Raw genomic sequence first — 26269 nt, forward strand, 5'->3', positions numbered from 1 at the left:
TTCGCCTGACGCTCTCTTGCGAGCGGCGATTGGCATCTTCAACACTCAACGGTGACAGCGCCTTTCCTTTCGCCTGCCCCCGATGACAGCCGGTGGCTTTTGATATTTCATCGAATATTTACTGTGCGGCCGCAGGTCACTCTTCTTGGTTTCGGAAGAGGATCGTAGGATGGACCGTTTCTAGTGAAGGGGCTTACATGGCGAATATTCCTGTCAAAGACGACCGGGGGTTCTTTATTCTTCCTCAGCGGTTCGAAGGTGGCGGCTACTATACCTATGGCAGCCTTCAGGAGGACGCGGACAGTACGCCCATCCGAAGATGATTACTCTCCTGCTGGCTATCGCGACGGAATGGTGCCAGATAGACAAGCGAAAGTTTGGCATTGGAAATTTCAGCAAAGCGAATGGACCGCAGTTCAAGCCGCATCATTCCCACAGACTTGGTCTTGAAGTCGACGTCAGGCCCCTTCGTGTCGACGGGAAGGAGCTCGCTTGCAAATATCTCGACCCTGGCTACGACCGTGCGGCCACAACAAGACTCATCTCCCTCTTTGTCCGGCACCCGTTGGTCAACCGCGTGTTATTCAATGACCCGACCATTCCGAACGTCCGTCGCGCTCCCGACCACGACAATCATTTCCACGTAGAACTCATCCGATAGGGTCTTCCATGCGGCAATTGCTTGCAATGCTGTTTCTTCAATTCCTGACCTCCAGTCTGGCGTTCGCCGGCGATCAGGAGGAACCGTACAAGAAGTTTTCTGGGACGTATTGGATCTATGGGGGCGAACTCAGCGAGCCACGACCACCGACCATGGGGGACAAGAAGATCGCCTTTTCCATCAACGGCCAGCTCGCTAAAGAGCTGTTCGACGCAATCGGTCCTGACAAGCACGACGTCTGCACTGAAGGTAGTGGCATTCGCATGCGTTGGCAGGATAAACGAAACCTGTTATGCAGCCGTTCGAAAGAAGGCGAGTACGAATGCAATTTCGGTTTCGACCTCAGAACAGGGAAGGGCATTCGAGGGAGTATTTGCTAAGGCAAACGCGCCGTTTCACTCGCCGTCGCACACCATGGCATCGGTTCCGGGAACCCGCTCGACCAAATGGTACTTGTTCGGCTCGCTAATCATGTGCCGGCCGGCTTTGTGACCTGGAGGCGCTCAGCGGATGATTTGACTCAGCCAACCAGATATTTCTGTGGCGCATCAATTTCAACGGGCTGCCAGCGTGGCACAGTCTGGGCGGGACAACTTCCGGAGTTCACCATGTACCACGCACAACGACCAACCCCTGCTTTCGTCGGCGCCTCCTGGGGCGCCTTGCTGATCGGCGCCGCAGGCTACCTGACGGGTTTGTGGAACGCCGACATGCAGCTTAACGAAAAAGGCTATTACCTGACCTTGCTGTTATACGGTCTGTTCGCCGCCATTTCCTTGCAGAAGACCCTGCGCGACAAGGCGGAGAGTATGCCCGTCACCGGCTTGTACGTCGGCCTGTGCTGGCTGTCCCTGATCAGTGCGGCGCTCCTGACGACGGTCGGGTTGTGGAATGCCACCTTGGCGCGCAGTGAAAAAGGCTTCTACGCGATCGCCTATGTGATGGCGCTGTTCGCCGTCATCGCGGTCCAGAAGAACGTGCGCGACCTGAAAGCCGTCCGGCCGACGGCCGACGCCATGCCCGTCCAGTCCTGAAGCCTCATGCCCCAAACGGCTGAGCGTTGTGCATCTTGAAAAGTAGTCAGCCGTCCCTATTTTTCTCCTTAGTCAAAGAACACCACTAGGGAGCAATACCATGCGGCAAGACAAACTGACGACCAAGCTTCAGGAAGCGCTGGCGGATGCCCAGAGCCTGGCGGTCGGCAACGATAACCAGTACATCGAACCTCTCCACCTGCTGGCGGCCCTGCTGAACCAGGACGACGGCGGCGCGCGCTCGCTGCTGCAGCGCGCCGGCGTCAACGTCGGCGCCCTGACCAACGCGCTGAAGTCCGCCTTCGAACGCCTGCCCAAGGTCTCGGGCACCGGCGGCGACGTGCAGGTCGGGCGCGAGCTGGTGTCCCTGCTCAACCTCGCGGACCGCGAATCGCAGAAGCGCGGCGACCAGTTCCTCTCGTCGGAGATGGTGCTGCTGGCGCTGACGGAAGACAAGTCGGACGCCGGCCGCCTGGCGCGCGAGCACGGCCTGGCGAAGAAGGCGCTCGAATCGGCGATCCAGGCCGTGCGCGGCGGCGAATCCGTGAATTCGCAGGATGCCGAAGGCCAGCGCGAAGCGCTGAAAAAATACACCCTCGACCTGACCGAGCGCGCCCGCATGGGCAAGCTCGACCCGGTGATCGGCCGCGACGACGAGATCCGCCGCGCGATCCAGGTCCTGCAGCGCCGCAGCAAGAACAACCCGGTGCTGATCGGCGAGCCTGGCGTGGGCAAGACCGCCATCGTCGAAGGCCTGGCGCAGCGCATCGTCAATGGCGAGGTGCCCGATTCGCTCAAGGGCAAGCGCGTGCTCTCGCTCGACATGGCGGCCCTGCTGGCGGGCGCCAAGTACCGCGGCGAGTTCGAAGAGCGCCTGAAGTCAGTGCTGAAGGAGCTGGCCCAGGACGAGGGCCAGACCATCGTCTTCATCGACGAGATCCACACCATGGTCGGCGCCGGCAAGGCCGAGGGCGCGATGGACGCGGGCAATATGCTCAAGCCCGCGCTGGCGCGCGGCGAGCTGCATTGCGTGGGCGCGACCACCCTCGACGAGTACCGCAAGTACGTCGAGAAGGACGCAGCGCTGGAGCGCCGGTTCCAGAAGATCATGGTCGACGAGCCGAGCGTGGAGGCGACCATCGCCATCCTGCGCGGCCTGCAGGAGAAGTACGAGCTGCACCACAAGGTCGAGATCACCGACCCGGCCATCATCGCCGCGGCCGAGCTCTCGCACCGCTACATCAGCGACCGCTTCCTGCCCGACAAGGCGATCGACCTGATCGACGAGGCGGCGGCCAAGATCAAGATCGAGATCGACTCCAAGCCGGAAGTCATGGACCGCCTCGAGCGCCGCCTGATCCAGCTGAAGATCGAGCGCGAAGCCGTGCGCAAGGAGACCGACGAGGCCTCGATGCGCCGCCTCGAGCTGCTGGACGAAGAGATCGCGCGCCTGGAACGCGAGTACAACGACTACGAGGAGATCCTCAAGGCCGAGAAAGCGGCGGTGCAGGGCACCACCCACATCAAGGAAGAGATCGAGCGCATCCGCCACCAGATGGAAGAGGCCAAGCGCCAGAGCAACTGGCAGCAGGTCTCCGAGCTCCAGTACGGCCGCCTGCCGGAACTGGAAGCCCAGCTGAAGAAGGCCGAGGAAGCCGCCGGCGCCGAAGCCGAGAGCGCGCAGCCCAAGCTGCTGCGCACCCAGGTCGGGGCCGAGGAAATCGCCGAGGTGGTCTCGCGCGCGACCGGCATCCCGGTGTCGCGCATGATGCAGGGCGAGCGCGACAAGCTGCTGCACATCGAAGAGAAGCTGCACGAGCGCGTGGTGGGCCAGGACGAGGCGATCGAAGCCGTGTCCGACGCCATCCGCCGTTCGCGCGCCGGCCTGGCCGATCCGAACAAGCCCTATGGTTCCTTCATGTTCCTGGGCCCGACCGGCGTCGGCAAGACCGAGCTGTGCAAGGCGCTGGCCGCCTTCCTGTTCGATACCGAGGAAGCGCTGATCCGCATCGACATGAGCGAGTTCATGGAGAAGCATTCGGTGGCACGCCTGATCGGCGCGCCGCCGGGCTATGTGGGCTACGAGGAGGGCGGCTATCTCACCGAAGCCGTGCGCCGCAAGCCCTATAGCGTGATCCTGCTGGACGAGATCGAGAAGGCGCACCCGGACGTGTTCAACGTCCTGCTGCAGGCGCTCGACGACGGCCGCATGACCGACGGCCAGGGCCGCACCGTCGACTTCAAGAACACGGTGATCGTGATGACCTCGAACCTGGGTTCGCACAAGATCCAGTCGATGGACAGCGACGATCCGGCGGTGGTGAAGTTGGCCGTGATGGCCGAGGTGCGCGGGCACTTCCGACCGGAGTTCATCAACCGGATCGACGAGATCGTGGTGTTCCATGCGCTCGACGAGAAGAACATCGGCGCGATCGCCAAGATCCAGCTGCACAACCTGGAAGAGCGCCTGGCCAAGATGGAGATGGCGCTCGACATCGACGACGAAGCGCTGCAGAAGATCGCGGAAGCAGGTTACGACCCGGTGTATGGCGCGCGTCCGCTCAAGCGCGCGATCCAGCAGCAGATCGAGAACCCGCTGTCCAAGGCTATCCTGGCCGGCAAGTTCGGGCCGAAGGACACCATCCCCGTGCGCGTGCGCGGCGGGCAGCTGGTGTTCGGGGAGCAGCCGGCGGTCGAGCTGGCAAAATAAGGAAAGGCGCCGCAAGGCGCCTTTTTCATTGCGCGGTCCTGGCTCAGGCCTGCGTCTGCTTGCGGCGGCGCGCCATGAAGCCCAGCAGCGCCAGGCCGCCGCCCAGCATCGCATAGGTCTGCGGCTCCGGCACCGGCGCGATCGCCTGCGACAGCAGGCTGCCCACCTTGCGATCGCCCTCGCCGAAGAAGTTCACCTTCAGGTGCGGCGACTCCAGGTCCTGCGCGCCGCCGGCGAAGGTGAACTGGAACACCATGTCGTCGCTCAGGGCGATGCGGTCGCCCGAATAGCACAGGCCAAAGCCGGCATGGCCGCCGCCCGCGCAGCCGTTGGCATTCAGCTCCTTCGACGACAGGGTCCAGTCGCCCGCCGCGCCCGGCGCCGAAGTCAGGCTCACGTTCGAGAAGCTGCCGATGTCCTTCAGCTGCAGGGCGCCGAGCGAGGTCGCACTGGCCCAGTCGCCGGTCGGATTGGCGGCGTCGATTTCCAGGGTCAGCACATTGTCGGTCCAGGAGGACGTGAAGGTGACGCCCTGGTAGGTGAGGGATCCGGCGCTGGCCGGCAGGATGGCGCCTGCGGCCAGCAGGACGGCAGCTGCTTTGATGAGTGTGGTTTTCAACTTGCTCTCCTCGTAAAGGTGACAGTCCCCGCCTTCGCGTCCTGCGAACGGCCTGGACCGGCGCACTGTTGAGTACGCTGGGCTCAGCCTATTGCGTTTGGGAAGGGGGTTCTGTTAGCTGAATCACGGATGGCTCAGTTCAGCCGTTGCGGCGAACCGGGCCGGTGGAGGAGGGCACAAAGGAAAACGGACCCATGGCGGGTCCGTTTCGTGGAGGGGCGGCGTGCCGCCCTGGCTCATGCGCGCGGCTTGCGGCGGCGTGATGCCAGGCCCATCGCGGCCAGGCCCAGGCCCAGCAGGCCTAGCGCTGCGGGCTCCGGCACCTCGGCATGCGCTTGTTCGCCGGACTGTTCCCCCGAGCCGGAGCCGGTGTCGACCGGCAGCGTGTTGCCGCCGTCGATAGAGCCCGGATGCAGGCCCTCGTCCACCGCGCCAGGAGTGGCTTTGCCATCGCCTGCGCTCGTATCCGCGCCCGAGCCCGTGCCCGTACCGCTGCCCGTGTCTGACGCGGTATTCGAATCCGCACTGAACACGAAGGTATCCGACAGCAGGCTGCCTTCCTTCTTGCCGCGGGCATCGAGGAAGCGCACTTTCAGGTGCGGCGTATCGAGATTGAGCGCGCTGCCGGCCAGGTTGAAGGTGAAGACCATGTTGTCGGTCAGTGCAATGCCTTCACCTTCGAAGCACAGCTTGTCGAGCGAGGCGGAGGCGCGGCGGCCGCGGCCGTTCGACGCCGGGCAGCCGGCGGCCTTCAGCTCGGCGCGGTTCATGTTCCATGCGATCCCGGTAGGCGTTTCCAGGCTCGCACTCGACACGTTGCCGATGCCCTTGATGGCTAGCGCATCGATGACGACCGCGTCCTGCCAGCCGCCGCTGCGGTTCTTCGCATCGATTTCGATCTTCAGCACATTGCCGCTATAGGTGCTCGTAAAGGTGACCCCCATGTCGGTCGTGATGACGCTGGCGCTGGCTGCGCTCATGCCGGAGGCGAGGAAGAGGGAAAGCGCCGTCCAGCGCAGGGTGGTAGAAATCATGATGCTTATTGGCCTGTTGGCGTTTCTCGTTGTTAAGACTGCAAGCGAGATGCTGAGGGTTTAAGTTCATATAGTCAACATAAAATACCTAAATACAACAAATATTTACTGGAAGAATGTTCGCAGGAAATCCCTATGCCACAAATCAATTTCCAATTAGAAATTAAAGTCGTTATTTCATGATGCAGATATGACGTTTCGTATGGCGGGATACTCATGAAAGCCGAGCTCGCTTTAGTTCTCATGGGGAGAAATTTTATTCCGCATCATGATATGTGCGTCCCAAGTGTTTGATATCGCTGGAAAAAATTTTGGCTTCATGTCTTATATAAGAGTGATTGTGCTGCGCACAAACCGCTCTATGATTTCTCCAACGGACTCGCTTTCAGCAATCGAATGGTGTTTATCTTGAGGAGAACTAGCATGGCAACCCGTGAACAGCAGATCAGCCAATTGCAGCAGGACTGGGACAGCAATCCGCGCTGGAAAGGCGTGACCCGCAATTACACCGCGGCCGACGTCGTGCGCCTGCGCGGCTCGCTGCAGATCGAACACACCCTGGCCAAGCGCGGCGCGGAAAAGCTCTGGGACTTGGTCAACAACGAAGCCTATGTGCACGCCCTGGGCGCACTGACCGGCAACCAGGCGATGCAGCAGGTGAAGGCTGGCCTGAAAGCTATCTACCTGTCCGGCTGGCAGGTGGCGGGCGACGCCAACCTGGCCGGCGAAATGTATCCGGACCAGTCGCTGTACCCGGCCAACTCGGTGCCGAACGTGGTCCGCCGCATCAACAACACTTTCCAGCGCGCCGACCAGATCCAGTGGTCCGAAGGCAAGGACGAGATCGATTACTTCGCCCCGATCGTGGCCGACGCCGAAGCCGGTTTCGGCGGCGTGCTGAACGCCTTCGAGCTGATGAAATCCATGATCGAGGCGGGTGCCGCCGGCGTGCACTTCGAAGACCAGCTGGCCTCGGTCAAGAAATGCGGCCACATGGGCGGCAAGGTGCTGGTCCCGACCCGCGAAGCCGTCGAAAAGCTCAACGCCGCGCGCCTGGCCGCCGACGTGATGGGCGCCCCGACCCTGGTCATCGCCCGCACCGACGCCGAAGCGGCCGACCTCCTGACCTCGGACGTCGACGACAACGACCGCCCGTTCTGCACCGGCGAGCGTACCGTCGAGGGCTTCTTCCGCGTGCGCCCGGGCCTGGAGCAGGCCATCTCGCGCGGCCTGGCCTACGCGCCTTACGCCGACCTGGTGTGGTGCGAAACCGGCAAGCCGGACCTGAACTACGCCAAGCAGTTCGCCGAAGCCATCCACGCCAGGTTCCCGGGCAAGATGCTGGCCTATAACTGCTCGCCGTCCTTCAACTGGAAGAAGAATCTGGACGACGCCACCATCGCCAAGTTCCAGCGCGAACTGGGCGCCATGGGCTACAAGTTCCAGTTCATCACCCTGGCCGGCTTCCACGCCCTGAATTATGGCATGTTCAACCTGGCCCACGGCTATGCGCGGCGCGGCATGTCGGCCTTCGTGGAGCTGCAGGAAGCGGAATTCGCCGCCGCCGAACGCGGCTTCACCGCGGTCAAGCACCAGCGCGAGGTCGGCACCGGCTACTTCGACGCGGTCACCCAGACCATCCAGCAGAACCAGAGCTCGACCACCGCGCTGCACGGATCGACCGAAGACGAACAATTCTTCGACGAAAAAAAGGTTGCGTAAATTCTAGTTTCTAGAACGTTCATGCTCTGTAGCAACGCGTGCTTCGGCGCGCGTTTTTTTGTGTGTGTCAATCGGGCAACAGCTGTTGATTTTCATGCTACGCACCTGTAAATTTCGTCTCTGCAAGCAATTGTCTGTTTGTAATACCACTTCACTAACTGGTGATCCGCACCACTTCATAAACATGGCCCTGCAACGACGGGGCCGGATTCCAAAACCACCAAGGTCCTGAAAATCATGAAAAAAATCTCCGCCCTGCTGTTCGCACTCGTCCTCACCGCTTGCGCGAGTGCTCCGCGCATCGCCGCACCGAACCTGATCACCGCACCGACCCCGATCGTGGGCAACAGCGGCAAGTACATGTCGCCGTTCACCGAAGACGGCACCGTGGCCGCCTGGGTGGAGAAGGGCCGCAACGCCAGCGCCGGCGCCAGCATCGGCGGCTTCCTGGGCGCCCAGGCCGGCCAGAAAGTGGCTGAAAACATCCCGTTCATCGGCGGCTTCCTGGGCCAGGCTGTCGGCGAAAGCGCCGGCCGTGCGATCGCCCTGAAGATGGTCGGCGGCGAAGAGTTCATCCGCGCCAACTCGGACATCTCGTTCAACTCGGTCAACGACCTGGCCGTCTACATGTACGCCAAGAACTCGACCCACAAGGATTTCGCCGAAGCCCTGAAGCTGACCCAGGAAATCTACCCGGAACTGAAGACCACCTACTACCAGGCGATCATCAACGCCTCGCGCGGCAAGTAAGGAAACACCGATGAAAACGACGTACATCGCGGCCCTGGCCGCCGTGCTGGCCCTGAGCGGCTGCGCCACCTCGAACCTGAACAACAGCGCGGGCAGCCGCGTGGTCTACCAGGACGTGAGCACCACCTCGACCCAGGTCGCCGGCGTCGGCATGGAAGCGCAGGACATCGTGTCGAGCACCGACAAGATGGTGCGCGACATCCTGTCGAACCCGGCCATCGCCGGCCGCACCACGCCGCCGCGCATCATCATCGATTCGGAATACTTCGCCAACGACAGCTCGTCGCGCGTGAACAAGAACCTGATCACCGACCGCCTGCGCATCGAACTGAACCGCGCTGCCCAGGGCCGCCTGGTGTTCGTCGCCCGTCACTACGGCGACATGGTTTCGAAGGAACGCGAAGCCAAGCGCAGCGGCGAAACCGACCGCGGCACCATCCGCAGCACCAAGGCCAAGGCTGGCGCGGACTTCCGTCTCGGCGGCCGCATCACCTCGCTGGATGCCAACTCGGCCCGTACCGGCACCCTGTCGCGCTACCACCAGATCAGCTTCGAGCTGATCGACCTGGAGTACGAGACCATCGCCTGGAGCGGCATGTTCGAGTTCAAGAAGGAAGCCCAGGATGACGTCCTGTACCGCTAAGCGGAGCAGCATCGTCCTGGCAGTGGCCCTGGCACTCGGTGTGCCGGGCGCCGCCCAGGCCGATTACGCGTCCGAGGCAGCGCGCCTGAAAAGCGCGCCGGCCAAGGACGCGACCCTGCACACCCTGCAGGCCGGCGTGGCCGCCATGTCCGAAGGCAAGACCGCGGAAGCGTCCGAGCTGTTCGACGGCGCGCTGGCGAGCATCGAAGGCATGTTCGCCAACACCGAGAACGCCGCCAAGGCGCGCTCGCTGTGGTACGAAGAGGGCGCCAAGGACTACAAGGGCGAGCCCTACGAGCGCGCCATGGCCTACTACTACCGCGGCATGCTGTACCTGGCCGAGGGCGACTACGAGAACGCGCGCGCATCCTTCCGCGGCGGCATCCTGCAGGATGCCTTCGCCGAGGAACAGCAGCACCGCAGCGACTTCGCGGCGCTGATGATCCTGGAAGGCTGGAGCAGCCAGGCGAACGGCGAAGCCGGCATGGCGAAGGACACCTACGCCGAGGTGGCGCGCCTGCGTCCGCAGTTCGCTGCGCCGGCCGCCGGCGCCAACCTGCTGGTGGTCGCCGAGCTCGGCGGCGCGCCGCGCAAGGTCGGCGACGGTGTCGGCAACCACGAGATCGTGTACCGCAAGGCCAAGCGCATGCCGGAACGCAGCCTCAAGATCGAGTTCGACGGCAAGCCGCAGCAAGTAGCGCTGGCCGAGGACGTGTTCTTCCAGGCCAGCACCCGCGGCGGACGCCCGGTCGACCGCCTGATCGAAGGCAAGGTGGCGTTCCAGAACACCGCCAGCGCGATCGGCGAGACCTTCGGCGCCATCGCCTCGGAAGGCAGCGTGATCGCGGCGGCCAACGGCGGCGGCGGCGGCCGTGCGCTGGGCGCGGTCGCGGCAGTGGGCGCGATCGCCTCGCTGGTCGCGGTCAACGTCAAGCCGCGTGCCGACGTGCGCTACTGGAACAACCTGCCGGAAACGCTGCACATCGGCGCCGTCCAGCACCAGGGCCTGCCCGAGAACGTGACCATCAAGCTGTTCGACGAGAACGGCCAGCAAGTCCCCGCCGATTCCCTGCGCATCCAGAAATGGATCGACAAGAAGGGCAACGGCGTGGTCTGGATCAAGACTAGGAACAATTAAATGAAAAACACCCTCAACATCGCCGCTGCCGGCCTGGCCGCAGTGCTCCTGACCGGCTGCCCGACCGTGTCGCCGGAAGGCGCCCAGCTGGGCGCGCGCGTCAACGACGCCATGGCGCCGACCGCGACCGTGATGTACGACCAGGTCGTCATCATCGACAAGGTCCTGCAGAACACCAAGAACGGCAAGATCGCCATCGAACGCCAGGGCGCGCGCCGCAATCCGACCGGCACCCTGAACGTGATCGTCCAGATCCGCAACCGCACCGACCACCCGCAAGTGATCGAAGCGCGCACCAGCTTCTTCGACAACGGCTTCGCGCCGACCGAGAAGCCGTCGGCCTGGACCCGCGTCCACCTGGACGGCAACGGCATCGGCAGCTACCAGGAGTCGTCGATCGGCGCCGCCCAGGTTGCGCACTACTACGTCGAAGTGCGGGAGGCCCGCTGATGCGCCGTCTGATGTTTGCCGCGCTGATCGGCATCGCCGCCGGCGCCGGCGCGCAGAACCTGACCGCGCCGAATGCGCTGGCCCCGGCCGGCGCCGCCGTGCAGGGCTACACCGATCCGGCCGAAACCGCCGTGATCGCGGACACCCCGGGCGCGGGCAGCTTCCAGCAGTGGTATGTCGGCCAGCGCCGTCCGGCCATGGTGGTCTATTTCGACCGCAAGCTGGACCAGCTGCCGCCGGGCTGGCAAGGCCGTGAACGCCTGCTGGTCGAAGAGACCACCAAGGCCCAGGGCAAGGAAGAAAACCGCAAGCTGACCGTCGGCTTCGAGCGCAACACGGCCCAGGCCGCGCGCCCGGTGTCGCAGTTCGCCCAGCTGTTCCAGAACGCGCTGGAAGCGGAACTGAAGCGCCAGAGCCTGCGCGTGCTGGACGGCAAGGTCCTGCACCGTAAAGAGTCGGCCAGCGGCCGCGGCGGCGACATCGAGTACGCCTCGCTCAAGAAGTCGGCGCGCTTCGTGTTCGAAGTCGAACTGCTGGTGCTGAACGGCCAGTGGGAGCTGGTGGGCGTCCTCAAGGACATCCATAACGGCGACCTGACCGCCAACGTGCGCCTGCCGGTGGACAACCTGGGCAACCAGGCCGCCATCGACCGCGCCGTGCGTTCGCTGGTGCGCCGCCTGATGCATTACTCGGTCGCCTGACAGGACCGTTTCCCTTCGGGGAAGTACAAGGCCGCGGCTCACTGCCGCGGCCTTTTTATTTGTCCGCAGGGCGGCTTAGACCTCATCCATTTCCGTGCCCACCCCGTTTGTAGTGGATAATGGCGCCCATCGCGCCGCTGTCCTTAATGCGGCAACCATTTTCTCGAGGAATTCCAGCCCATGCTGAGCTACCGCCACGCCTTCCATGCGGGCAATCACGCCGACGTCCTGAAGCATTTCGTCCAGGTCCAGCTCCACCTGTACATGAACCAGAAGGACGCCGCCTACACCTATATCGACACCCACTCGGGCGCCGGCGTGTACGCGCTCGACAGCGCGCAGGCCACCAAGAGCAGCGAATACGAGACCGGCATCGGCCCGCTGTGGTCCTGCACCGACGTGCCGGCCCCGCTGGCGGCCTATCTCGACCTGGTGAAAGGCATGAACCCGAGCGGCAAGATGCGCTACTACCCGGGCTCGCCCTATGTGGCCGAGCAGGTGGCGCGCGAGCAGGACCGCCTGCGCCTGTTCGAGCTGCATCCTTCCGACCACAGGATCCTGAGCGAGAATTTCCGCCGCCTGGAAGCGCACAAGGCGGAGCAGGGCGAGCGTGCGCGCGGCCGGCGCGTGATCATCGAGCACGGCGACGGTTTCAACAGCCTCAAGGCACTGCTGCCGCCGCCTTCGCGCCGCGCCCTGGTGCTGATCGATCCGCCCTACGAGATCAAGGACGACTACCGGCGCGTACGCGACGCCCTCGACGAAGCGCTGGGCAAGTTCCCGAGCGGTATCTACGCGATCTGGTACCCGGTGCTGCAGCGCATGGAATCGCGCCAGTTCGCCGACCGCCTCAAGCGCCTGCCGGCCAAGGAGTGGCTGAACGTCACCCTGACCACCCGCACCCCGACCCCGGACGGAACTGGCCTGCACAGCAGCGGCATGTTCATCCTGAATCCGCCCTATACGCTGGAGCCGATGCTGCGCGAAGTGATGCCCTATCTGGTGCGCGTGCTGGGCAAGGATGCCGGCGCCCGCTTCACCATCGAAAAAGGCACGCAAGTGACGGGCGCCGCCGCCGGCCGCCTGGTGGGTGACGCACCGCGCGCGCCGGTAGGCAATGCGCGCCGCGCCAGCCCGCTGTCGGGCAAGGGCAGCTTGCGCCTGCCGGGCCAGAGCATGCCGGGCCGCGAGGAGGGCGCCGCCCGCCCGCCGCGCGCCGCGGGCGAACGCGGCCCATCCACCGAAGGCCGTCCGTCGACCGAAGGCCGCCGGCCCCAGGGCGCTGGTGCGCGTCCCGCCAGGGGCGATGCGCCGCGCGGTCCGTCCCCCGGCCCTCGCAAAGGTCCGCGCCAGGGCGGGCGCAGCTAGCGGTAACATCTTGATACGATGTCGAAATGCTAACGTCGACATTTTTGTAGTATAGTCAAGATGGGCGGAGAGTCCGACCTCCGCCCCATGCGGCGCATCGTGTCGCATTGGTGATCTAGTAGTTACCCAGGAGTATTTGATGCATGCCGACCCGACGGCAGCGGTTTCCGTGCCGTCCAACGATTTTTTCCTCGCCCGCCAACCCATTCTCGGCCGCGACCAGCACCTGGTCGCCTTCGAGCTGCTGTTCCGTGCAGCCGGCGAGGACGACGATGCCAAGCTGACCGATGGCGCCGCCGCGACCGCCGCGGTGATCTCGCACGCCTCCCAGCTCGGCATGGAGCAGGTGGTGGGCGAGCAGCTGGCCTTCGTCAACGTCGACGAAGTCGTCCTGATGAGCGACTTCGTGCGCTTCCTGCCGGCCCATAAAGTCATTCTCGAGATTCTCGAAACGGTGGAGCCCACCGAGCAGCTGCTGGCGCGGGTCGCCGAGCTGAAGGAGCTGGGTTTCAAGTTCGCGGTCGACGACGTGGTCGAGCACTCGGCCGAGCTAGACAAGCTGGTCGCCCTGGTGGACGTGATCAAGGTCGACGTCAAGGGCCTCGCGCCCGAAGAGCTGGCGCGCCTGGCGGATTCGCTCAAGGGCACGGGCAAGAAACTGCTGGCGGAAAAAGTCGAGACCCTGGACGAGTTCCGCCTGTGCATGGAGCTGGGCTTCGAATACTTCCAGGGCTATTACTTCGCCCGTCCGGCTATCCTGACCGGCAAGAAGATCACCCCTTCGGAGATGGGCATCCTGCGCCTGCTGGAGCTGGTCAATTCGAATGCGGACAGCCAGGCCATCGAAGCGGCGGTGAAGCGCGACGCGCTGATCAGCCTGAACCTGCTGCGCCTGGTGAACAGCCGCGCGGCCCCGGGGCCCCAGATCGAGTCGCTGTCGCAGGCGCTCAGCCAGCTGGGGCGGCGCCAGCTGTCGCGCTGGCTGCAGATCCTGGTCTATACCTCGGCCGGGCAGGTGGACCTGGATTCGCCGCTGCTGCTGCTGGCGACCACGCGCGGCAAGCTGCTGGAGATGATGACCCTGCATGTGCGGCCGGGCGACACGGCCAGCGCGGACCGGGCGTTCACGGTGGGCATCATGTCGCTGGCGGATGCGCTGTTCTCGGTGCCGATGGCGGATATTCTCGACAATGTCGAGGTGGCCGACGACGTGCGCGCGGCGCTGCTGGACCGGGAAGGGGATTTCGGGACCATGCTGCGCGTGGCCGAGTTGCTGGAGGCGGCCGATTGCGGGCGCAAGCTGGCGGCGGCGCTCAGGCGCGTGGGACTGACGGTGCCCGAGATTCGGGAGATCGAGCTGGCGGCGTTTAACTGGGTGCGCGAGCTGACCCACGAGGTGCACTAGTTATCGGCCTGCAGGCAAACTTGGGTTCCGGCCTTCGCCGGAACGACGTGCCTGAGCTTGCCACTTAAGCTTGAGCCGTCGTTCCGGCGGAGGCCGGAACCTCAGTTCGTTGAGCAGCCCCTAGCTCAAGCTTTATTGCCCCAGCAGCAAAAACACCGTCGGCTTCTTATGAAACTCCGGCGCCTTCCCACTAGCCAGCTGCGCCTTCCACTTCGCCGCCGTCAATGTCTTCACCGACTCGCTGGCAAGCGTCAGATCCGTCGCCACGCAAACGAGCGTCCCCGGCTGGCACGTCGTCACCAGCGCCTCCAGCATCTGCCCATTCCGGTACGGCGTCTCGATAAACAACTGGGTCTGCTTCTCGCTGCGCGAGCGCTGCTCCAGCTGCTGGATCCGCTTGGTGCGCTGCGCGGCGTCGGTCGGCAGATAGCCATTGAACGCGAAGCTCTGCCCATTCAGCCCGCTGGCCATCACGGCCAGCAGCAGCGAGGACGGCCCGACCAGCGGCCGCACCGGAATCCCGTGCTGGTGCGCCAGGCGCACCAGGTCCGCTCCCGGATCGGCCACCGCCGGCACCCCGGCTTCGGACACCAGCCCCGCATCGCGCCCTGCCAGCAGCGGCGCCAGCAGCTGGTTCAGGGCCTGCGCCGGCGTGTTCACGTTCAGCTCGGCGATCTGGATCTCCTGCAGCGGCCGGGCGAGCGGATGATCGATCGCCACCAGCTTGAGGAAGGCGCGCGCCGTCTTGGCGTTCTCGGCCACGAAATAGTCGAGACGGGACGTGACGGCCTGCACCTGGGTCGGAAGCAGGGTGGCCAAGGCGCCGGGAGCGGCGTCGACCGGGCCGAGGGTATTGGGAATCAGAAAAAGCGTGCCAGCCATAAATACACTATATAGAGAGGTCAGGTGCCGAAGAAACGCACGCCGGCGCGGCGCAGCATGCCGGTCAGGGCGATCAGGGGCAGGCCGGTGAGGGCGGTCGGGTCGGTGGAATCGATGCGTTCGAGCAGGGCGATGCCCAGGCCTTCGTTCTTGGCGCTGCCGGCGCAGTCGTAGGGCTGCTCGATGCGCAGGTAGGCGTCCAGCTCCTCGTCCGGCAGGTCGCGGAAGGTGACGAACACCTGCACATTCTCGACCTGGGCGGGCTCGTCCGTCCGGCCATCCCACAGGCACAACGCCGTATGAAACACCACCTGGCGCCCGCGCATCAGCTGCAGCTGGGCCAGGGCGCGCGCATGGTCGCCCGGCTTGCCGATCTGCAGCCCGTCGAGGGTCGCCACCTGGTCCGAACCGATCACCAGCGCGCCCGGATGAAGGGCCGCCACCGCGGCCGCCTTCTCGCGCGCCAGGCGCAGGGCGGTCTCCTGCGGCGCTTCGCCGGGCAGGGGCGTCTCGTCGAGTTGCGGCGCGATGGCCTCGAAAGGCAGGCCCAGGCGGGACAGCAATTCGCGCCGGTAGGCGGAGCTCGAAGCAAGAATGAGGCGCGCGGGCGCAGAACTTGGTATCATGTCGGCCTTGAAGGGAAAACCATAAGTAAAACAGATAGATAGCTAGTTCCCGACAAGCAAATCTGATGAATGCCGAGCTCGCTGCAACAGCTGCCTCCGAAACAGGCAAAAAACTGTGCAAGTTTTTGACTCTGCAGCGAGAAGCCTGTTATTATCGCAGGTTTTCCGGGGAACCTTCCAAATGAGCGCTTTTGTCATCGACGCTTTTGAGTTTTGTCGGAATAGCGGGCAGCGCGAAGGCGTGACGCCCGTGGCGGACATGCCCCGTCTGGCAGCCGATTGCGCCGACAAGAGTGGCGAGATCCGCTGGTCCATCCAGGGAGGCCAGACCCGCCAGGGCTACCCCTCGATGACCCTGTCGGTGGCTGGTCCGGTGCAGCTGGTGTGCCAGCGTTGCCTGCAGCCCTTTAGCTACGAGATCGATTCGTCCACCATGCTGGTGCTCGGCAAGGACGACGAGGAAGCCGACCAGATCGAGGAAATCCTCGACGACGAGAGTATCGACGTGATCGTCGGCAGCCACGCCTGCGACGTGCGCGAGCTGCTCGAAGATGAAGCCCTGCTGGCCCTGCCGCAGGCACCGAAACACGATGTCTGTCCGGACACCAAGCTCCTGGACAGCCTGAAGACCGAAAAGGTTTCGCCGTTCGCCGGCCTCAAGAATCTCAAGTCAGAGTGATCAGTACAGAATTTGTAGTACCGCAGTAAAAGGCAGTACGACGAAAGAACGTGTCAAACGCGTGCAGCAGTCGAGTATGGCAGTAGGCAGTAGATGTAGGCAGCGTTAAAACATGTCGGCATTCACGGAGAATTATTCCTAAGAATTGCCGGTGGGATACTCGATGCGCATGTATTTGCAAGTCGAATGTGTTAGAATTTTAGAACTTATGTATTAGGAGTCATCATGGCAGTTCAACAGAATAAGAAGTCCCCTTCGAAGCGCGGCATGCACCGTTCGCACGATTTCCTGACCGCGCCGAACCTGGCAGTCGAGCCGACCACCGGCGAGACCCACCTGCGTCACCACATCAGCCCGAACGGCTTCTACCGTGGTCGCAAAGTCCTGAAGACCAAGAACGACGAGTAATCGACGTCTTGTCTTTCAGTACCATGAAAGCGGTGCAACGTATGTTATTTGCGTGGCGCCGCTTTTTCTTTATGACTCATCCAGTAATCGGCTGCAATCCAAGCTTGCACACCGTCATTTACTATCGCGCGGACTCCGGCCGGCCCAGCGCCACGCCCCGATCCCATCTTGCCGCTCGCTGTGCGTAATTCGCGGCAACTTCCCGACAAATGACAATTAAAATTTCCATTGACTGCATGGGCGGCGATCACGGCCCCTCTGTGACGATCCCGGCAGCCATCTCCTTTCTAAAAAAGCAAGCTGACGCCGAACTTATCCTGGTCGGCAACGAAGACCTGCTGCGCCAGGAGCTCAAGAAATCCGGTGCGGACACCCATCCGCGCATCTCGCTCAAGCACGCGACCGAAGTGGTCGCCATGGACGATCCGGTCGAAGTGGCGCTGCGCCGCAAGAAGGATTCGTCGATGCGCGTGGCGATCGAGCTGGTCAAGGACGGCAGCGCCAATGCCTGCGTCTCGGCCGGCAATACCGGCGCCCTGATGGCCGTCTCGCGCTACGTGCTCAAGACCATGGCCGGCGTCGACCGCCCGGCGATCTGCTCGATCGTGCCGAACCAGAAGAACGGCCCCACCTACATGCTCGACCTCGGCGCCAACGTCGACTGCGAGCCGGACCACCTGCACCAGTTCGCCATCATGGGCTCGGTGCTGTGCTCGGCCATCGAAGGCATCGAGCGCCCGACCATCGGCCTGCTCAACGTGGGCACCGAGGACATCAAGGGCAACGACGTGGTCAAGGCCACCGGTGCGCTGCTGCGCGCCGACCACGAGCGCGGTAAACTCAATTTCTACGGCAATGTCGAAGGCAACGATATCTTCAAGGGCACCACGGACGTGGTAGTCTGCGACGGTTTCGTCGGCAATGTCACCCTGAAGGCCATCGAAGGCATGTCGCGCTTCGTCAAGTCGGTCTTCAAGCAGAGCGTGTTGTCGATGGCCGGCGCGGTGCTGGCGCGCGGCGCGCTCAAGAAGCTGAATCCCGAGCGCTACAACGGCGCCGGGCTGCTGGGCCTGAAGGGCCTGGTGTTCAAGAGCCATGGCGGCGCCAACGCCTATGCTTTCGAATGGGCGCTCAAGCGTGCCTACGAGGCCGCCGCGCACAACGTACAAGAGCAGCTGTCGGCCCTGATCGCCGAACTGATGCCCTCTCAGGACCCTGAACGCCAGGCTTGACCAGCCGCGTTCACTCAACTAGCAGGATGGTGGAGCAATGACCGTATTCAGCAAAATCACCGGCACCGGCAGCTATCTGCCGGCCAAGCGCGTCACGAACGACGAACTCGCGGCCCAGCTGGCCGAGAAGGGCATCGAGACCTCGCACGAGTGGATCGTGACCCGCAGCGGCATCGAGGCGCGCCACTATGCGGACGCCACCGAGAACTCGTCCGACCTGGCCGTCAAGGCCGCGCGCAAGGCGCTCGAGATGGCCGGCAAGCAGCCGTCCGACGTCGACCTGGTGATCGTCGCCAGCTCCACCCCCGACTTCCACGGCAGCTTCCCCAGCACCGCCTGCATCGTGCAGCAGAAGCTCGGCATGGAGAACAACAGCGCCGCCTTCGACGTGCAGGCCGTGTGCAGCGGTTTCGTCTACGCGGTCTCGACCGCCGACGCCTTCATCCGCTCGGGCATGCACAAGACCGTGCTGGTGATCGGCGCCGAGATCTTCTCGCGCATCCTCGACTTCTCGGACCGCACCACCTGCGTGCTGTTCGGCGATGGCGCCGGCGCCATCGTGATGGAAGCCTCGAGCGAACCGGGCGTGCTGGCCTCCAAGCTGCACGCCGACGGCCGCCACTCGCATATCCTGTCGGTCCCGGGCAACCTGGCCCAGGGCGCGATCGCCGGCAGCGGCTTCCTGTACATGGACGGCCCGGCGGTGTTCAAGCTGGCCGTTACCGTGCTCGAGGAAGTGGCCCACGAAGTGCTGGAGCAGGCGCAGATGCGTCCTTCGGACATCGACTGGCTGGTGCCGCACCAGGCCAACCTGCGCATCATGAAGGGCACCGCCAAGAAGCTCGACCTGCCCATGGAAAAGATGGTCGTGACGGTCGGCGAACATGGCAACACCTCGGCCGCCTCGATCCCGCTGGCGCTGGACCAGGCCGTGCGCGACGGCCGCATCAAGCCGGGCCAGAACGTCCTCATGGAAGGCGTGGGCGGCGGCTTCACCTGGGGCGCGGCCCTGGTGCGCATGTAACCAAATCGATAAGGACAATAAGAAGATGAGCAAATTCGCATTCCTGTTCACGGGCCAGGGCGCCCAGGCAGTCGGCATGCTGAACGGCTTCGCCGGCAACCCGGTCGTCGAGCAGACCGTGGCCGAAGCATCGGACGCCCTGGGCTTCGACCTTGGCCGCCTGATCGCCGAAGGCCCGAAGGAAGACCTCGACCTCACCACCAATACCCAGCCGGTCATGCTGACCGCCGCCGTCGCCGTCTACCGCGCCTGGATCGCGGCCGGCGGCCCGGCCCCCGCGGTCGTGGCAGGCCACAGCCTGGGCGAATACTCGGCCCTGGTGGCCGCCGGCGTGATCCCGTTCAAGGACGCCGTGCCGCTGGTGCGCTTCCGCGCGCAATCGATGCAGGATGCGGTGCCGGTGGGGCAGGGCGGCATGGCCGTCATCCTCGGCCTGCTGGCCGACGACGTGCGCGCTGTCTGCGCCGAGGCGGCGCAAGGTGAAGTGGTCGAAGCCGTCAACTTCAACGAGCCGACCCAGATTGTCATCGCCGGCCACACCGCGGCCGTCGAGCGCGCCTGCGAGATCGCCAAGGCCAAGGGCGCCAAGCGCGCCATGAAGCTGGCCGTGTCGGCGCCGTTCCACTCGTCGCTGCTCAAGCCCGCATCGGACCGCCTGCGCGAGTACATGGGCAAGCTGAGCTTCTCGGCGCCGCAGATCGAGGTCATCAACAACGTCGACGTCGCCGTGCTGAAGGACCCGGAACAGATCAAGGACGCCCTGGTGCGCCAGGCCGCCGGCCCGGTGCGCTGGGTCGAGACCATGCAGAAGATGGCTGCCGAGGGTGTCACCCAGGTCATCGAATGCGCCCCGAGCAAGACCCTGATCGGCATGGCCAAGCGCATCGACCCGGTGCTGGTGGGCGAAGCCCTGGTCGACCAGGCCTCGCTCGAGCGCGTGCTGGCCTCCCTGCAGCAGGCATAAACCCTATTTCATAAGAAGAGGATGAAAGAGATGAATCTGGAGAACCAAGTCGCCCTCGTGACCGGCGCATCGCGCGGCATCGGCAAGGCCATCGCGCTGGAACTGGCGCGCCAGGGCGCGAAAGTGGTCGGCACCGCCACCACCGAATCCGGCGCACAGGCCATCACCGAATACCTGGGCGAATTCGGCGGCAAGGGCGTGGTCCTGAACGTGACCGATGCGGCGCGCTGCGGCGAAGTCGTGGACGAAGTGCAGAAGAGCTTCGGCAGCCTGTCGATCCTGGTCAACAACGCCGGCATCACCCAGGACAACCTGGCCATGCGCATGAAGGACGAGGAGTGGGACAGCGTGGTCGCCACCAACCTGACCTCGGTCGGCCGCCTGTCGCGCCTGGTGCTGCGCGGGATGATGAAGGCCAAGCACGGCCGCATCATCAACATCACCTCGGTGGTCGGCGCGTCCGGCAACCCGGGCCAGATGAACTACGCCGCCGCCAAGGCCGGCGTGGCCGGCATGACCCGCGCCCTGGCGCGCGAGATCGGCAGCCGCAACATCACCGTCAACTGCGTCGCGCCGGGCTTCATCGACACCGACATGACCAAGGCGCTGGGCGACGACCAGCACGCCGCGCTGCTGGGCCAGATCCCGCTGGGCCGCCTGGGCAAGCCGGAAGACATCGCCCATGCGGTCGCCTTCCTGGCCGGTCCGCAAGCCGCTTATATCACCGGTACCGAGCTGCACGTGAATGGCGGCATGTACATGAATTGATGTGCTAATGTCCGGCTTTTGAGCATTCGCTTGCAAAAAGCCGGTTCATTCCCATCTTTTAGCAGGAAATTCGGACGAATTAGCAGCAATCGCCGAAAATAGTTTTTCAAGGCGCAAACCTGATAAAATGCGCGCACTTTCCGCAACACATACCTTAATGGAGCCAAAACATGTCGGATATCGAACAACGCGTTAAAAAAATCGTCGCTGAGCAACTGGGCGTTGCCGAAGCAGACATCAAAATCGAATCCTCGTTCGTTGACGACCTCGGCGCTGACTCGCTGGACACCGTGGAACTGGTGATGGCACTGGAAGACGAGTTCGAGATGGAAATCCCTGACGAACAGGCTGAGAAGATCACCACCGTCAAGCAGGCAATCGACTACGCAACCGCGCACGTCAAGGCCTAAGCTGCTGCTTTAAAGTTTTTGGGAGAATCGCTTGAGCCGTTCACGCAACCGCCGTGTCGTCGTTACTGGCCTGGGCTGTATTTCACCGATCGGCAACACCATTGCCGAGGCGTGGAGCGCGGCCCTGGCAGGTAAGTCGGGCATTGCCAACATCACCAAGTTCGACGCGTCGCAGTTCAGCACCCGTTTCGCGGGCGAAGTGAAGAACTTCGTTGTCGAGGACTACCTGCCGGGCAAGGAAGGCCGTCACATGGATAGCTTTATCCATTACGGCATGGCAGCCGGCATCCAGGCCCTGCAGGATTCGGGACTGGAAGTCACCGAGGAGAACGCGGACCGTATCGGCGTGACCATCGGTTCGGGTATCGGCGGCCTGCCGATGATCGAAGCCACCAAGGAAGAGTACACGGCCAAGGGCCCGCGCCGCATCTCGCCGTTCTTCGTGCCGGCCTCGATCATCAACATGATCTCGGGCGATCTCTCGATCAAATTCGGCCTGCGCGGCCCGAACCTGGCGATCGTCACCGCCTGCACCACCGGCCTGCACTGCATCGGCGCGGCGGCCCGCCTGATCGAGTACGGCGACGCCGACGTGATGATCGCCGGCGGCGCCGAGTCGACCGTCTCGCCGCTGGGCCTTGGCGGTTTCGCCTCGGCGCGCGCGCTGTCGACCCGCAACGAAGATCCGACCACCGCGTCCCGTCCGTGGGACAAGGACCGCGACGGCTTCGTGCTGGGCGAGGGCGCCGGCGTCATGGTGCTGGAAGAGTACGAGCACGCCGTCAAGCGCGGCGCCAGGATCTATGCGGAAGTCATCGGCTTCGGCATGAGCGCGGACGCCAACCACATCACCTCGCCGGTCGAGGATGGCAGTGGCGCGGCGCGCTGCATGGTCACGGCGCTGAAGAACGCCGAGATCAACCCGGACCAGGTGCAGTACGTGAACGCGCACGGCACCTCGACGCCGCTGGGCGACGTGGCTGAAGTGCGCGGCATCAAGCGCGTCTTCGGCGACCAGGCGAAAAACATGGTCGTGAACTCGACCAAGTCGATGACCGGTCACCTGCTGGGTGGCGCGGGCGGCCTGGAATCGGTGTTCACCGTCCTGGCCATCCACAACCAGGTCTCGCCGCCGACGATCAATATCTTCAACCAGGATCCGGAATGCGACCTGGACTTCTGCGCCAACACGGCGCGCGAGATGCAGATCAACTACGCGGTCAAGAACTCGTTCGGTTTCGGCGGTACCAACGGTACCCTCGTGTTCGCTAAAGTCTAAGCTGAACTCACCACGCCCATCCCTTGTCTAAGGGGTGGGCGCCTGCCTCATCCGGCTCGGCCATCCTGGCCTCCGCTTTCCGCTGGCGCTGTTTTCCTTCCCTACATCATGCCGATCACGGTGACTGCCGTCGTCGCGCCGTCGCGCCGCCTGCGCGTGCTGCTGGCCGCCTTCTGCGCGTCCCTGTTCGCGGCGTCCGTCGCCGTCGGCCTGCTATTGCCCGGGCGTTTCCTGACCGGCGCCTGGCTGCCGCTGTTGCTTGCCGCGATAGCCGTCGCCCACGCTTTAGGCAGCGGCAATGCAGCCGTGCGCCGGATTGATTTTTCTGGAGTCGGAACACTACGCCTGACGGTACAACGGAATGTGCACCTGCCGACGGCGACCAGCGCGAGCTTGCTGCCCGGCGCCACTGTCTGGCCCTGCTGCATGCTGCTGCGCCTGCGCGCCGGGGAGTCCGGCGACGCCTGGCGCCTCGTGCTGCTGCCCGACAGCCTGGGCCCCAGCGCCTACCGCGAGCTGGCGGTGGCCTTGCGGCATGGGGGTGCTGTGGCGGACGCCGCGGGGGGCGCCGCGGGTGCCGGAGTCAGCGCAAAAATACTTTGAACTTATTGCAGTGGGCCAACTCTTAAGCAAGGAGGGCCGGCTGCAGCCGATGGGGCATGGTCCGTGACGACAGAACGCGAGTGTGATCAGCTGCTGGTGGAGCGCGTCCAGGCCGGGGACCGGCAGGCGTTCGACCTGCTTGTGGCCAAGTACCAGCGCCGCCTGATGCGGCTGGTATCGCGGCTGGTGCACGACCCGGCCGAGGCCGAAGATGTTGTGCAGGAGACGTTTATTAAAGCGTTCCGGGCACTGCGGCATTTTCGGGGCGACTCGGCGTTCTATACTTGGCTTTACCGAATAGGAATCAACACTGCAAAAAACTTTCTTGTAACCCAAGGCCGCCGGGCGCCGACCTCGACCGAGACGGATGCCGAGCGTGCCGAGGGGTTCGACGACGCAGACAGCCTGCGCGACATCAACACACCGGAATCTATGCTTGCCAGCAAGCAGATCGCCCACACGGTCAACGCGGCCATGGAAGCGCTGCCCCTCGAACTGCGCACGGCGATCGTCCTGCGCGAGATCGAGGGACTGAGCTACGAAGAGATATCCGAAGTGATGGCCTGTCCCATAGGCACCGTGCGCAGCCGGATCTTCCGCGCGCGCGAAGTCATCGCCGAGAAATTGCGCCCTTTGCTCGATTTCCCGGTTGACAAACGTCGGTAGGTAGCGAGATCGTAGACAGGCGCAGCACATCTTGAACATACCGACAGATACACCGATGGACACCAACAAAAAAATCCGCGAACACATCTCCGCCCTGGGCGACGGCGAGCTGCCGGAAGCCGAGCTGGAGCTGGCGTTCGCCGCGTTGCAGGAACCCGGCGGGCGCGAGGCCTGGGACCTGTACCACCGCATCGGCGACGTGCTGCGCGCGCAGCCTGTGCCGGATCTGTCGCCCGGGTTCGCGGCCAGGCTGGCGGCCCGGCTGGCGGCCGAGCCGATGTCCGTGAAGCGTGCGCCGGTCGGCACGACCGAGGCGGAGGCGCCATCCTCCGCGCCTGCGCTGACGAATCCCGCGTCATCGTAGGGTTGGCGGCTACGCCGCCGACGCGGCGATTGTTTGCGGCGCCGATGTCGTGCCGGATGATCTTGCTGCAAACCGCCACCGCGTGGCGGCAGAGCCGCCAACCCTACGATCGCCGCACGGCCCGGCTATGCCGCGCGCCGCGACAAAGCGCTGATTTTGCCTTACCATTCAGTCAATCTCAGCCCAGTCCATCGCCACCCCATGCCTAGCAAAACCGCCACCCTGATCCTGTCGGCACTGCTCGTGTCCGGCTCTTCCGCATTGCTCGCTTCCCCAGCCGCCACCGGCGCCGCACCCGTCCCGACCCCGCTCGTCACCGGCTTGCCGGACTTCACCGACCTGGTCGACAAGGTCAGCCCGGCCGTGGTCAACATCCGCACCACCGAGCGCGTGCGCGCCGGCAGCGGCATGCCGGGCGAGGAAGAGATGCAGGAATTCCTGCGCCGCTTCTTCGGCGGCCAGATCCCGCGCGGCGGCGGCGGGCGCCGCGGTCCCCAGCAGCAGCCCGAGGAGCAGGAAGTGCAGCGCGGCGTGGGCTCGGGCTTCATCATTTCCGACGACGGCTTCGTGCTCACCAACGCCCACGTGGTCGAGGGCGCCGACGAAGTCACCGTGACCCTCAACGACCGCCGCGAATTCAAGGCCAAGGTGCTGGGCGCCGACCGCCGCTCGGACGTGGCCCTGCTCAAGCTGGCCGCGACCGGCCTGCCTTACCTGCGCACCGGCGACTCCAGCAAGATCCGGGTCGGCGAATGGGTGGTCGCGATCGGCTCGCCCTTCAACCTCGACAACACCGTGACCGCCGGCATCATCTCGGCCAAGTCGCGCGATACCGGCGAATACCTGCCGCTGATCCAGAGCGACGTGGCGGTCAATCCCGGCAACTCGGGCGGCCCCCTGATCAACATGCGCGGCGAGGTGATCGGCATTAACTCCCAGATCGCCACCCTGTCCGGCGCCTATAACGGCATTTCCTTCGCCGTGCCGATCGATGAAGTGATCCGCGTGGCCGACCAGCTCAAGAAGACCGGACGCGTCACCCGCGGCCGCCTGGGCGTGCAGATCAGCGAAGTCACGCGCGACGTGGCCGAGTCGCTCGGCCTGGGCAAGGCGCGCGGCGCCGAAGTCTCGATGGTCGAGCAGGGCGGCCCGGCGGAGAAGGGCGGCATCAAGGTCGGCGACATCATCCTCAAGTTCAACGGCCAGCCGATCGAGACCACCCGCGACCTGCCGCGCCTGGTGGGCGCGTCCAAGGTCGGCAGCCGCGCGACCGTCACCGTGTGGCGCCGCGGCACCCAGCTCGACGTGCCGGTCACCATCGTCGAACTGCAGGACGAAAAGACCACCCCGGCCAAGCCGCAGCCCAAGAAGCCGGCGCCGAGCGCCGCGCCCAACGTCCTCGGGCTCAACGTATCGGGCCTGAGCGCCCAGCAGCACCGCGAACTCGGGATCGAGGGCGGGGTGCTGGTCGAGAACGCCCAGGGCAATGCGGCCACCGCCGGCATCCGGCCGGGCGACCTCATCCTGCAGGTGAACAATGCCCCGGTGACCGACGAGGCCCAGTTCAATGGGCTGATCGGCAAGCTCGATCCCAAGAAGCCGGTGGCCCTGCTGGTGCGGCGCGAGAACGTCACCCAATATGTCGTGATCAAGCCGCGCCAATGATGGGGGCGATTCCTTTCACCCTGTATTCGCGCGTCTGGTGCCACCTGTGCGAGGACATGCTGGCGGCCCTCCAGGCCCTGGAGGAGCCCGGCCGGCCGTTCGCGATCACGGTTCTCGACGTGGACGCCGACCCGGCCCTGGAAGCGCGCTTCAACGAGCTGGTGCCGGTGCTGTACGGCGACCCGGACGGCCCGGAGCTCTGCCATTACTTCCTGGATGAAGCGGCGGTGCGGGCCTACGTGGCCAGCTTCAGCACCGCCGCGGCCTGAGCGCGCACGCCCGTCCGCGCCTGCTCCGGGACAGGCCAAGCCTTGTTTCGGCTGTTTTGGCCCGCAGATATGCCTGCCGGCGCCCCGGAAACCGGGCTTTCTGCCTCGAAATCCGGTAAAATGCCGGGTCGGAAAGCTTCTATCGCTGTGATGATCGCCGCATAAACGTTTTTCCCGCTGTTGACCAGGCGCTGC

Annotated in this window: 28 protein-coding genes and 1 pseudogene; 25 read left to right on the forward strand and 4 right to left on the reverse strand. The window is 64.4% G+C overall.

Translation table 11 applies throughout. The features are described 5' to 3' along the window. Positions 1-313: 313 nt before the first annotated feature. The 4 genes and pseudogenes from KBW95_RS24850 to clpB form a co-directional block, all read left to right on the forward strand. Positions 314-661: pseudogene (locus tag KBW95_RS24850) on the forward strand (hypothetical protein); the annotation flags it as partial. 8 nt (positions 662-669) lie between these two features. Next, on the forward strand, positions 670-1041 hold the full coding sequence (locus KBW95_RS02765) for a hypothetical protein (RefSeq protein WP_211523107.1): 372 nt from the start codon (positions 670-672) through the stop codon (positions 1039-1041). 228 nt (positions 1042-1269) lie between these two features. Further along, entirely contained in the window at positions 1270-1695 is a 426-nt protein-coding gene (gene yiaA, locus KBW95_RS02770; RefSeq protein WP_211523108.1) for an inner membrane protein YiaA, read from the forward strand. A 100-nt stretch (positions 1696-1795) separates the two neighbouring features. Further along, positions 1796-4405, forward strand: coding sequence for an ATP-dependent chaperone ClpB (clpB, locus tag KBW95_RS02775; protein WP_211523109.1), 2610 nt, complete (start codon positions 1796-1798; stop codon positions 4403-4405). A gap of 43 nt (positions 4406-4448) precedes the next feature. On the opposite strand, the gene KBW95_RS24500 is transcribed toward clpB, so the two are convergent. After that, positions 4449-5024 carry a PEP-CTERM sorting domain-containing protein gene (locus KBW95_RS24500; RefSeq protein WP_229429504.1) on the reverse strand — a complete coding sequence of 192 codons (576 nt, stop codon included), beginning with the start codon at positions 5022-5024 and terminating at the stop codon, positions 4449-4451. A 236-nt stretch (positions 5025-5260) separates the two neighbouring features. Further along, entirely contained in the window at positions 5261-6058 is a 798-nt protein-coding gene (locus KBW95_RS02785) for a PEP-CTERM sorting domain-containing protein (protein WP_211527440.1), read from the reverse strand. Positions 6059-6481: 423 nt separating this feature from the next. Here KBW95_RS02785 and aceA point away from each other — a divergent pair, with 423 nt between their 5' ends. The 8 genes from aceA to KBW95_RS02825 all read left to right on the forward strand — a co-directional run bounded on the left by aceA (position 6482) and on the right by KBW95_RS02825 (position 14235). Continuing rightward, positions 6482-7780, forward strand: coding sequence for an isocitrate lyase (gene aceA / locus KBW95_RS02790; protein WP_211523111.1), 1299 nt, complete (start codon positions 6482-6484; stop codon positions 7778-7780). Between the two features lie 237 nt (positions 7781-8017). After that, on the forward strand, positions 8018-8530 hold the full coding sequence (locus KBW95_RS02795; protein ID WP_211523112.1) for a hypothetical protein: 513 nt from the start codon (positions 8018-8020) through the stop codon (positions 8528-8530). Positions 8531-8540: 10 nt separating this feature from the next. Next, a complete protein-coding gene (locus KBW95_RS02800; protein WP_211523113.1) occupies positions 8541-9173 on the forward strand; it encodes a penicillin-binding protein activator LpoB in 633 nt (210 codons plus the stop codon). Further along, positions 9154-10311 (forward strand): hypothetical protein, encoded by a 1158-nt coding sequence (locus KBW95_RS02805; RefSeq protein WP_211523114.1) that lies wholly within the window; start codon positions 9154-9156, stop codon positions 10309-10311. The genes KBW95_RS02800 and KBW95_RS02805 overlap by 20 nt, the downstream gene beginning before the upstream one ends. Continuing rightward, on the forward strand, positions 10312-10761 hold the full coding sequence (locus KBW95_RS02810; RefSeq protein ID WP_211523115.1) for a hypothetical protein: 450 nt from the start codon (positions 10312-10314) through the stop codon (positions 10759-10761). Continuing rightward, entirely contained in the window at positions 10761-11462 is a 702-nt protein-coding gene (locus KBW95_RS02815) for a hypothetical protein (RefSeq protein ID WP_211523116.1), read from the forward strand. The genes KBW95_RS02810 and KBW95_RS02815 overlap by 1 nt, the downstream gene beginning before the upstream one ends. A 180-nt stretch (positions 11463-11642) precedes the next feature. After that, positions 11643-12830, forward strand: a complete 1188-nt coding sequence (rlmJ, locus tag KBW95_RS02820; protein ID WP_229429505.1) for a 23S rRNA (adenine(2030)-N(6))-methyltransferase RlmJ — start codon at positions 11643-11645, stop codon at positions 12828-12830. Between the two features lie 139 nt (positions 12831-12969). After that, positions 12970-14235, forward strand: a complete 1266-nt coding sequence (locus KBW95_RS02825) for an EAL and HDOD domain-containing protein (protein WP_211523117.1) — start codon at positions 12970-12972, stop codon at positions 14233-14235. A 132-nt stretch (positions 14236-14367) separates the two neighbouring features. Here the strand turns inward: KBW95_RS02825 and KBW95_RS02830 are convergent, their stop codons facing one another. Beyond that, positions 14368-15117, reverse strand: a complete 750-nt coding sequence (locus KBW95_RS02830; protein WP_211523118.1) for an SAM-dependent methyltransferase — start codon at positions 15115-15117, stop codon at positions 14368-14370. Between the two features lie 20 nt (positions 15118-15137). Then, positions 15138-15743: a Maf-like protein gene (locus tag KBW95_RS02835; protein WP_211527441.1), complete on the reverse strand. Its 606-nt coding sequence runs from the start codon at positions 15741-15743 to the stop codon at positions 15138-15140. A 181-nt stretch (positions 15744-15924) separates the two neighbouring features. Here KBW95_RS02835 and KBW95_RS02840 point away from each other — a divergent pair, with 181 nt between their 5' ends. The 13 genes from KBW95_RS02840 to KBW95_RS02900 all read left to right on the forward strand — a co-directional run bounded on the left by KBW95_RS02840 (position 15925) and on the right by KBW95_RS02900 (position 26074). Next, on the forward strand, positions 15925-16422 hold the full coding sequence (locus KBW95_RS02840) for a DUF177 domain-containing protein (RefSeq protein WP_211523120.1): 498 nt from the start codon (positions 15925-15927) through the stop codon (positions 16420-16422). Positions 16423-16647: 225 nt separating this feature from the next. Next, positions 16648-16830 carry a 50S ribosomal protein L32 gene (rpmF, locus tag KBW95_RS02845; RefSeq protein WP_005666806.1) on the forward strand — a complete coding sequence of 61 codons (183 nt, stop codon included), beginning with the start codon at positions 16648-16650 and terminating at the stop codon, positions 16828-16830. 209 nt (positions 16831-17039) lie between these two features. Continuing rightward, on the forward strand, positions 17040-18062 hold the full coding sequence (gene plsX / locus KBW95_RS02850) for a phosphate acyltransferase PlsX (protein ID WP_211523121.1): 1023 nt from the start codon (positions 17040-17042) through the stop codon (positions 18060-18062). A 37-nt stretch (positions 18063-18099) separates the two neighbouring features. Then, positions 18100-19086 carry a beta-ketoacyl-ACP synthase III gene (locus tag KBW95_RS02855; protein ID WP_211523122.1) on the forward strand — a complete coding sequence of 329 codons (987 nt, stop codon included), beginning with the start codon at positions 18100-18102 and terminating at the stop codon, positions 19084-19086. A 25-nt stretch (positions 19087-19111) separates the two neighbouring features. Next, a complete protein-coding gene (gene fabD, locus KBW95_RS02860) occupies positions 19112-20050 on the forward strand; it encodes an ACP S-malonyltransferase (protein ID WP_211523123.1) in 939 nt (312 codons plus the stop codon). Between the two features lie 30 nt (positions 20051-20080). Next, positions 20081-20818, forward strand: coding sequence for a 3-oxoacyl-ACP reductase FabG (fabG, locus tag KBW95_RS02865; RefSeq protein WP_373888751.1), 738 nt, complete (start codon positions 20081-20083; stop codon positions 20816-20818). Between the two features lie 170 nt (positions 20819-20988). After that, a complete protein-coding gene (gene acpP / locus KBW95_RS02870; RefSeq protein WP_020653257.1) occupies positions 20989-21228 on the forward strand; it encodes an acyl carrier protein in 240 nt (79 codons plus the stop codon). Positions 21229-21259: 31 nt separating this feature from the next. After that, a complete protein-coding gene (gene fabF / locus KBW95_RS02875; protein WP_211523125.1) occupies positions 21260-22507 on the forward strand; it encodes a beta-ketoacyl-ACP synthase II in 1248 nt (415 codons plus the stop codon). Between the two features lie 108 nt (positions 22508-22615). Beyond that, positions 22616-23110, forward strand: coding sequence for a protein YgfX (locus KBW95_RS02880; RefSeq protein WP_211523126.1), 495 nt, complete (start codon positions 22616-22618; stop codon positions 23108-23110). A 63-nt stretch (positions 23111-23173) separates the two neighbouring features. After that, the gene (gene rpoE / locus KBW95_RS02885) at positions 23174-23776 is read left to right on the forward strand and encodes an RNA polymerase sigma factor RpoE (protein WP_211523127.1); all 603 of its coding nucleotides are present in this window, start codon (positions 23174-23176) and stop codon (positions 23774-23776) included. Positions 23777-23807: 31 nt separating this feature from the next. Next, positions 23808-24140: a sigma-E factor negative regulatory protein gene (locus tag KBW95_RS02890; protein WP_229429506.1), complete on the forward strand. Its 333-nt coding sequence runs from the start codon at positions 23808-23810 to the stop codon at positions 24138-24140. 201 nt (positions 24141-24341) lie between these two features. Further along, the gene (locus KBW95_RS02895) at positions 24342-25805 is read left to right on the forward strand and encodes a Do family serine endopeptidase (protein WP_211523128.1); all 1464 of its coding nucleotides are present in this window, start codon (positions 24342-24344) and stop codon (positions 25803-25805) included. Further along, positions 25802-26074, forward strand: coding sequence for a glutaredoxin family protein (locus KBW95_RS02900; RefSeq protein ID WP_229429507.1), 273 nt, complete (start codon positions 25802-25804; stop codon positions 26072-26074). The genes KBW95_RS02895 and KBW95_RS02900 overlap by 4 nt, the downstream gene beginning before the upstream one ends. The last annotated feature ends 195 nt before the right edge of the window (positions 26075-26269 follow it).

Origin of the sequence: Massilia sp. ZL223 (assembly GCF_018119395.1) — a bacterium.
Lineage (GTDB): Bacteria > Pseudomonadota > Gammaproteobacteria > Burkholderiales > Burkholderiaceae_D > Telluria.

Coding starts and splice junctions, on each gene's coding strand:
- KBW95_RS02765 (WP_211523107.1), top strand. CDS start 670: ATGCGGCAATTGCTTGCAATGCTGTTTCTTCAATTCCTGACCTCCAGT.
- yiaA (WP_211523108.1), top strand. CDS start 1,270: ATGTACCACGCACAACGACCAACCCCTGCTTTCGTCGGCGCCTCCTGG.
- clpB (WP_211523109.1), top strand. CDS start 1,796: ATGCGGCAAGACAAACTGACGACCAAGCTTCAGGAAGCGCTGGCGGAT.
- KBW95_RS02785 (WP_211527440.1), bottom strand. CDS start 6,058: ATGATTTCTACCACCCTGCGCTGGACGGCGCTTTCCCTCTTCCTCGCC.
- aceA (WP_211523111.1), top strand. CDS start 6,482: ATGGCAACCCGTGAACAGCAGATCAGCCAATTGCAGCAGGACTGGGAC.
- KBW95_RS02795 (WP_211523112.1), top strand. CDS start 8,018: ATGAAAAAAATCTCCGCCCTGCTGTTCGCACTCGTCCTCACCGCTTGC.
- KBW95_RS02800 (WP_211523113.1), top strand. CDS start 8,541: ATGAAAACGACGTACATCGCGGCCCTGGCCGCCGTGCTGGCCCTGAGC.
- KBW95_RS02805 (WP_211523114.1), top strand. CDS start 9,154: ATGACGTCCTGTACCGCTAAGCGGAGCAGCATCGTCCTGGCAGTGGCC.
- KBW95_RS02810 (WP_211523115.1), top strand. CDS start 10,312: ATGAAAAACACCCTCAACATCGCCGCTGCCGGCCTGGCCGCAGTGCTC.
- KBW95_RS02815 (WP_211523116.1), top strand. CDS start 10,761: ATGCGCCGTCTGATGTTTGCCGCGCTGATCGGCATCGCCGCCGGCGCC.
- rlmJ (WP_229429505.1), top strand. CDS start 11,643: ATGCTGAGCTACCGCCACGCCTTCCATGCGGGCAATCACGCCGACGTC.
- KBW95_RS02825 (WP_211523117.1), top strand. CDS start 12,970: ATGCATGCCGACCCGACGGCAGCGGTTTCCGTGCCGTCCAACGATTTT.
- KBW95_RS02830 (WP_211523118.1), bottom strand. CDS start 15,117: ATGGCTGGCACGCTTTTTCTGATTCCCAATACCCTCGGCCCGGTCGAC.
- KBW95_RS02835 (WP_211527441.1), bottom strand. CDS start 15,743: ATGATACCAAGTTCTGCGCCCGCGCGCCTCATTCTTGCTTCGAGCTCC.
- KBW95_RS02840 (WP_211523120.1), top strand. CDS start 15,925: ATGAGCGCTTTTGTCATCGACGCTTTTGAGTTTTGTCGGAATAGCGGG.
- rpmF (WP_005666806.1), top strand. CDS start 16,648: ATGGCAGTTCAACAGAATAAGAAGTCCCCTTCGAAGCGCGGCATGCAC.
- plsX (WP_211523121.1), top strand. CDS start 17,040: ATGACAATTAAAATTTCCATTGACTGCATGGGCGGCGATCACGGCCCC.
- KBW95_RS02855 (WP_211523122.1), top strand. CDS start 18,100: ATGACCGTATTCAGCAAAATCACCGGCACCGGCAGCTATCTGCCGGCC.
- fabD (WP_211523123.1), top strand. CDS start 19,112: ATGAGCAAATTCGCATTCCTGTTCACGGGCCAGGGCGCCCAGGCAGTC.
- fabG (WP_373888751.1), top strand. CDS start 20,081: ATGAATCTGGAGAACCAAGTCGCCCTCGTGACCGGCGCATCGCGCGGC.
- acpP (WP_020653257.1), top strand. CDS start 20,989: ATGTCGGATATCGAACAACGCGTTAAAAAAATCGTCGCTGAGCAACTG.
- KBW95_RS02880 (WP_211523126.1), top strand. CDS start 22,616: ATGCCGATCACGGTGACTGCCGTCGTCGCGCCGTCGCGCCGCCTGCGC.
- KBW95_RS02895 (WP_211523128.1), top strand. CDS start 24,342: ATGCCTAGCAAAACCGCCACCCTGATCCTGTCGGCACTGCTCGTGTCC.
- KBW95_RS02900 (WP_229429507.1), top strand. CDS start 25,802: ATGATGGGGGCGATTCCTTTCACCCTGTATTCGCGCGTCTGGTGCCAC.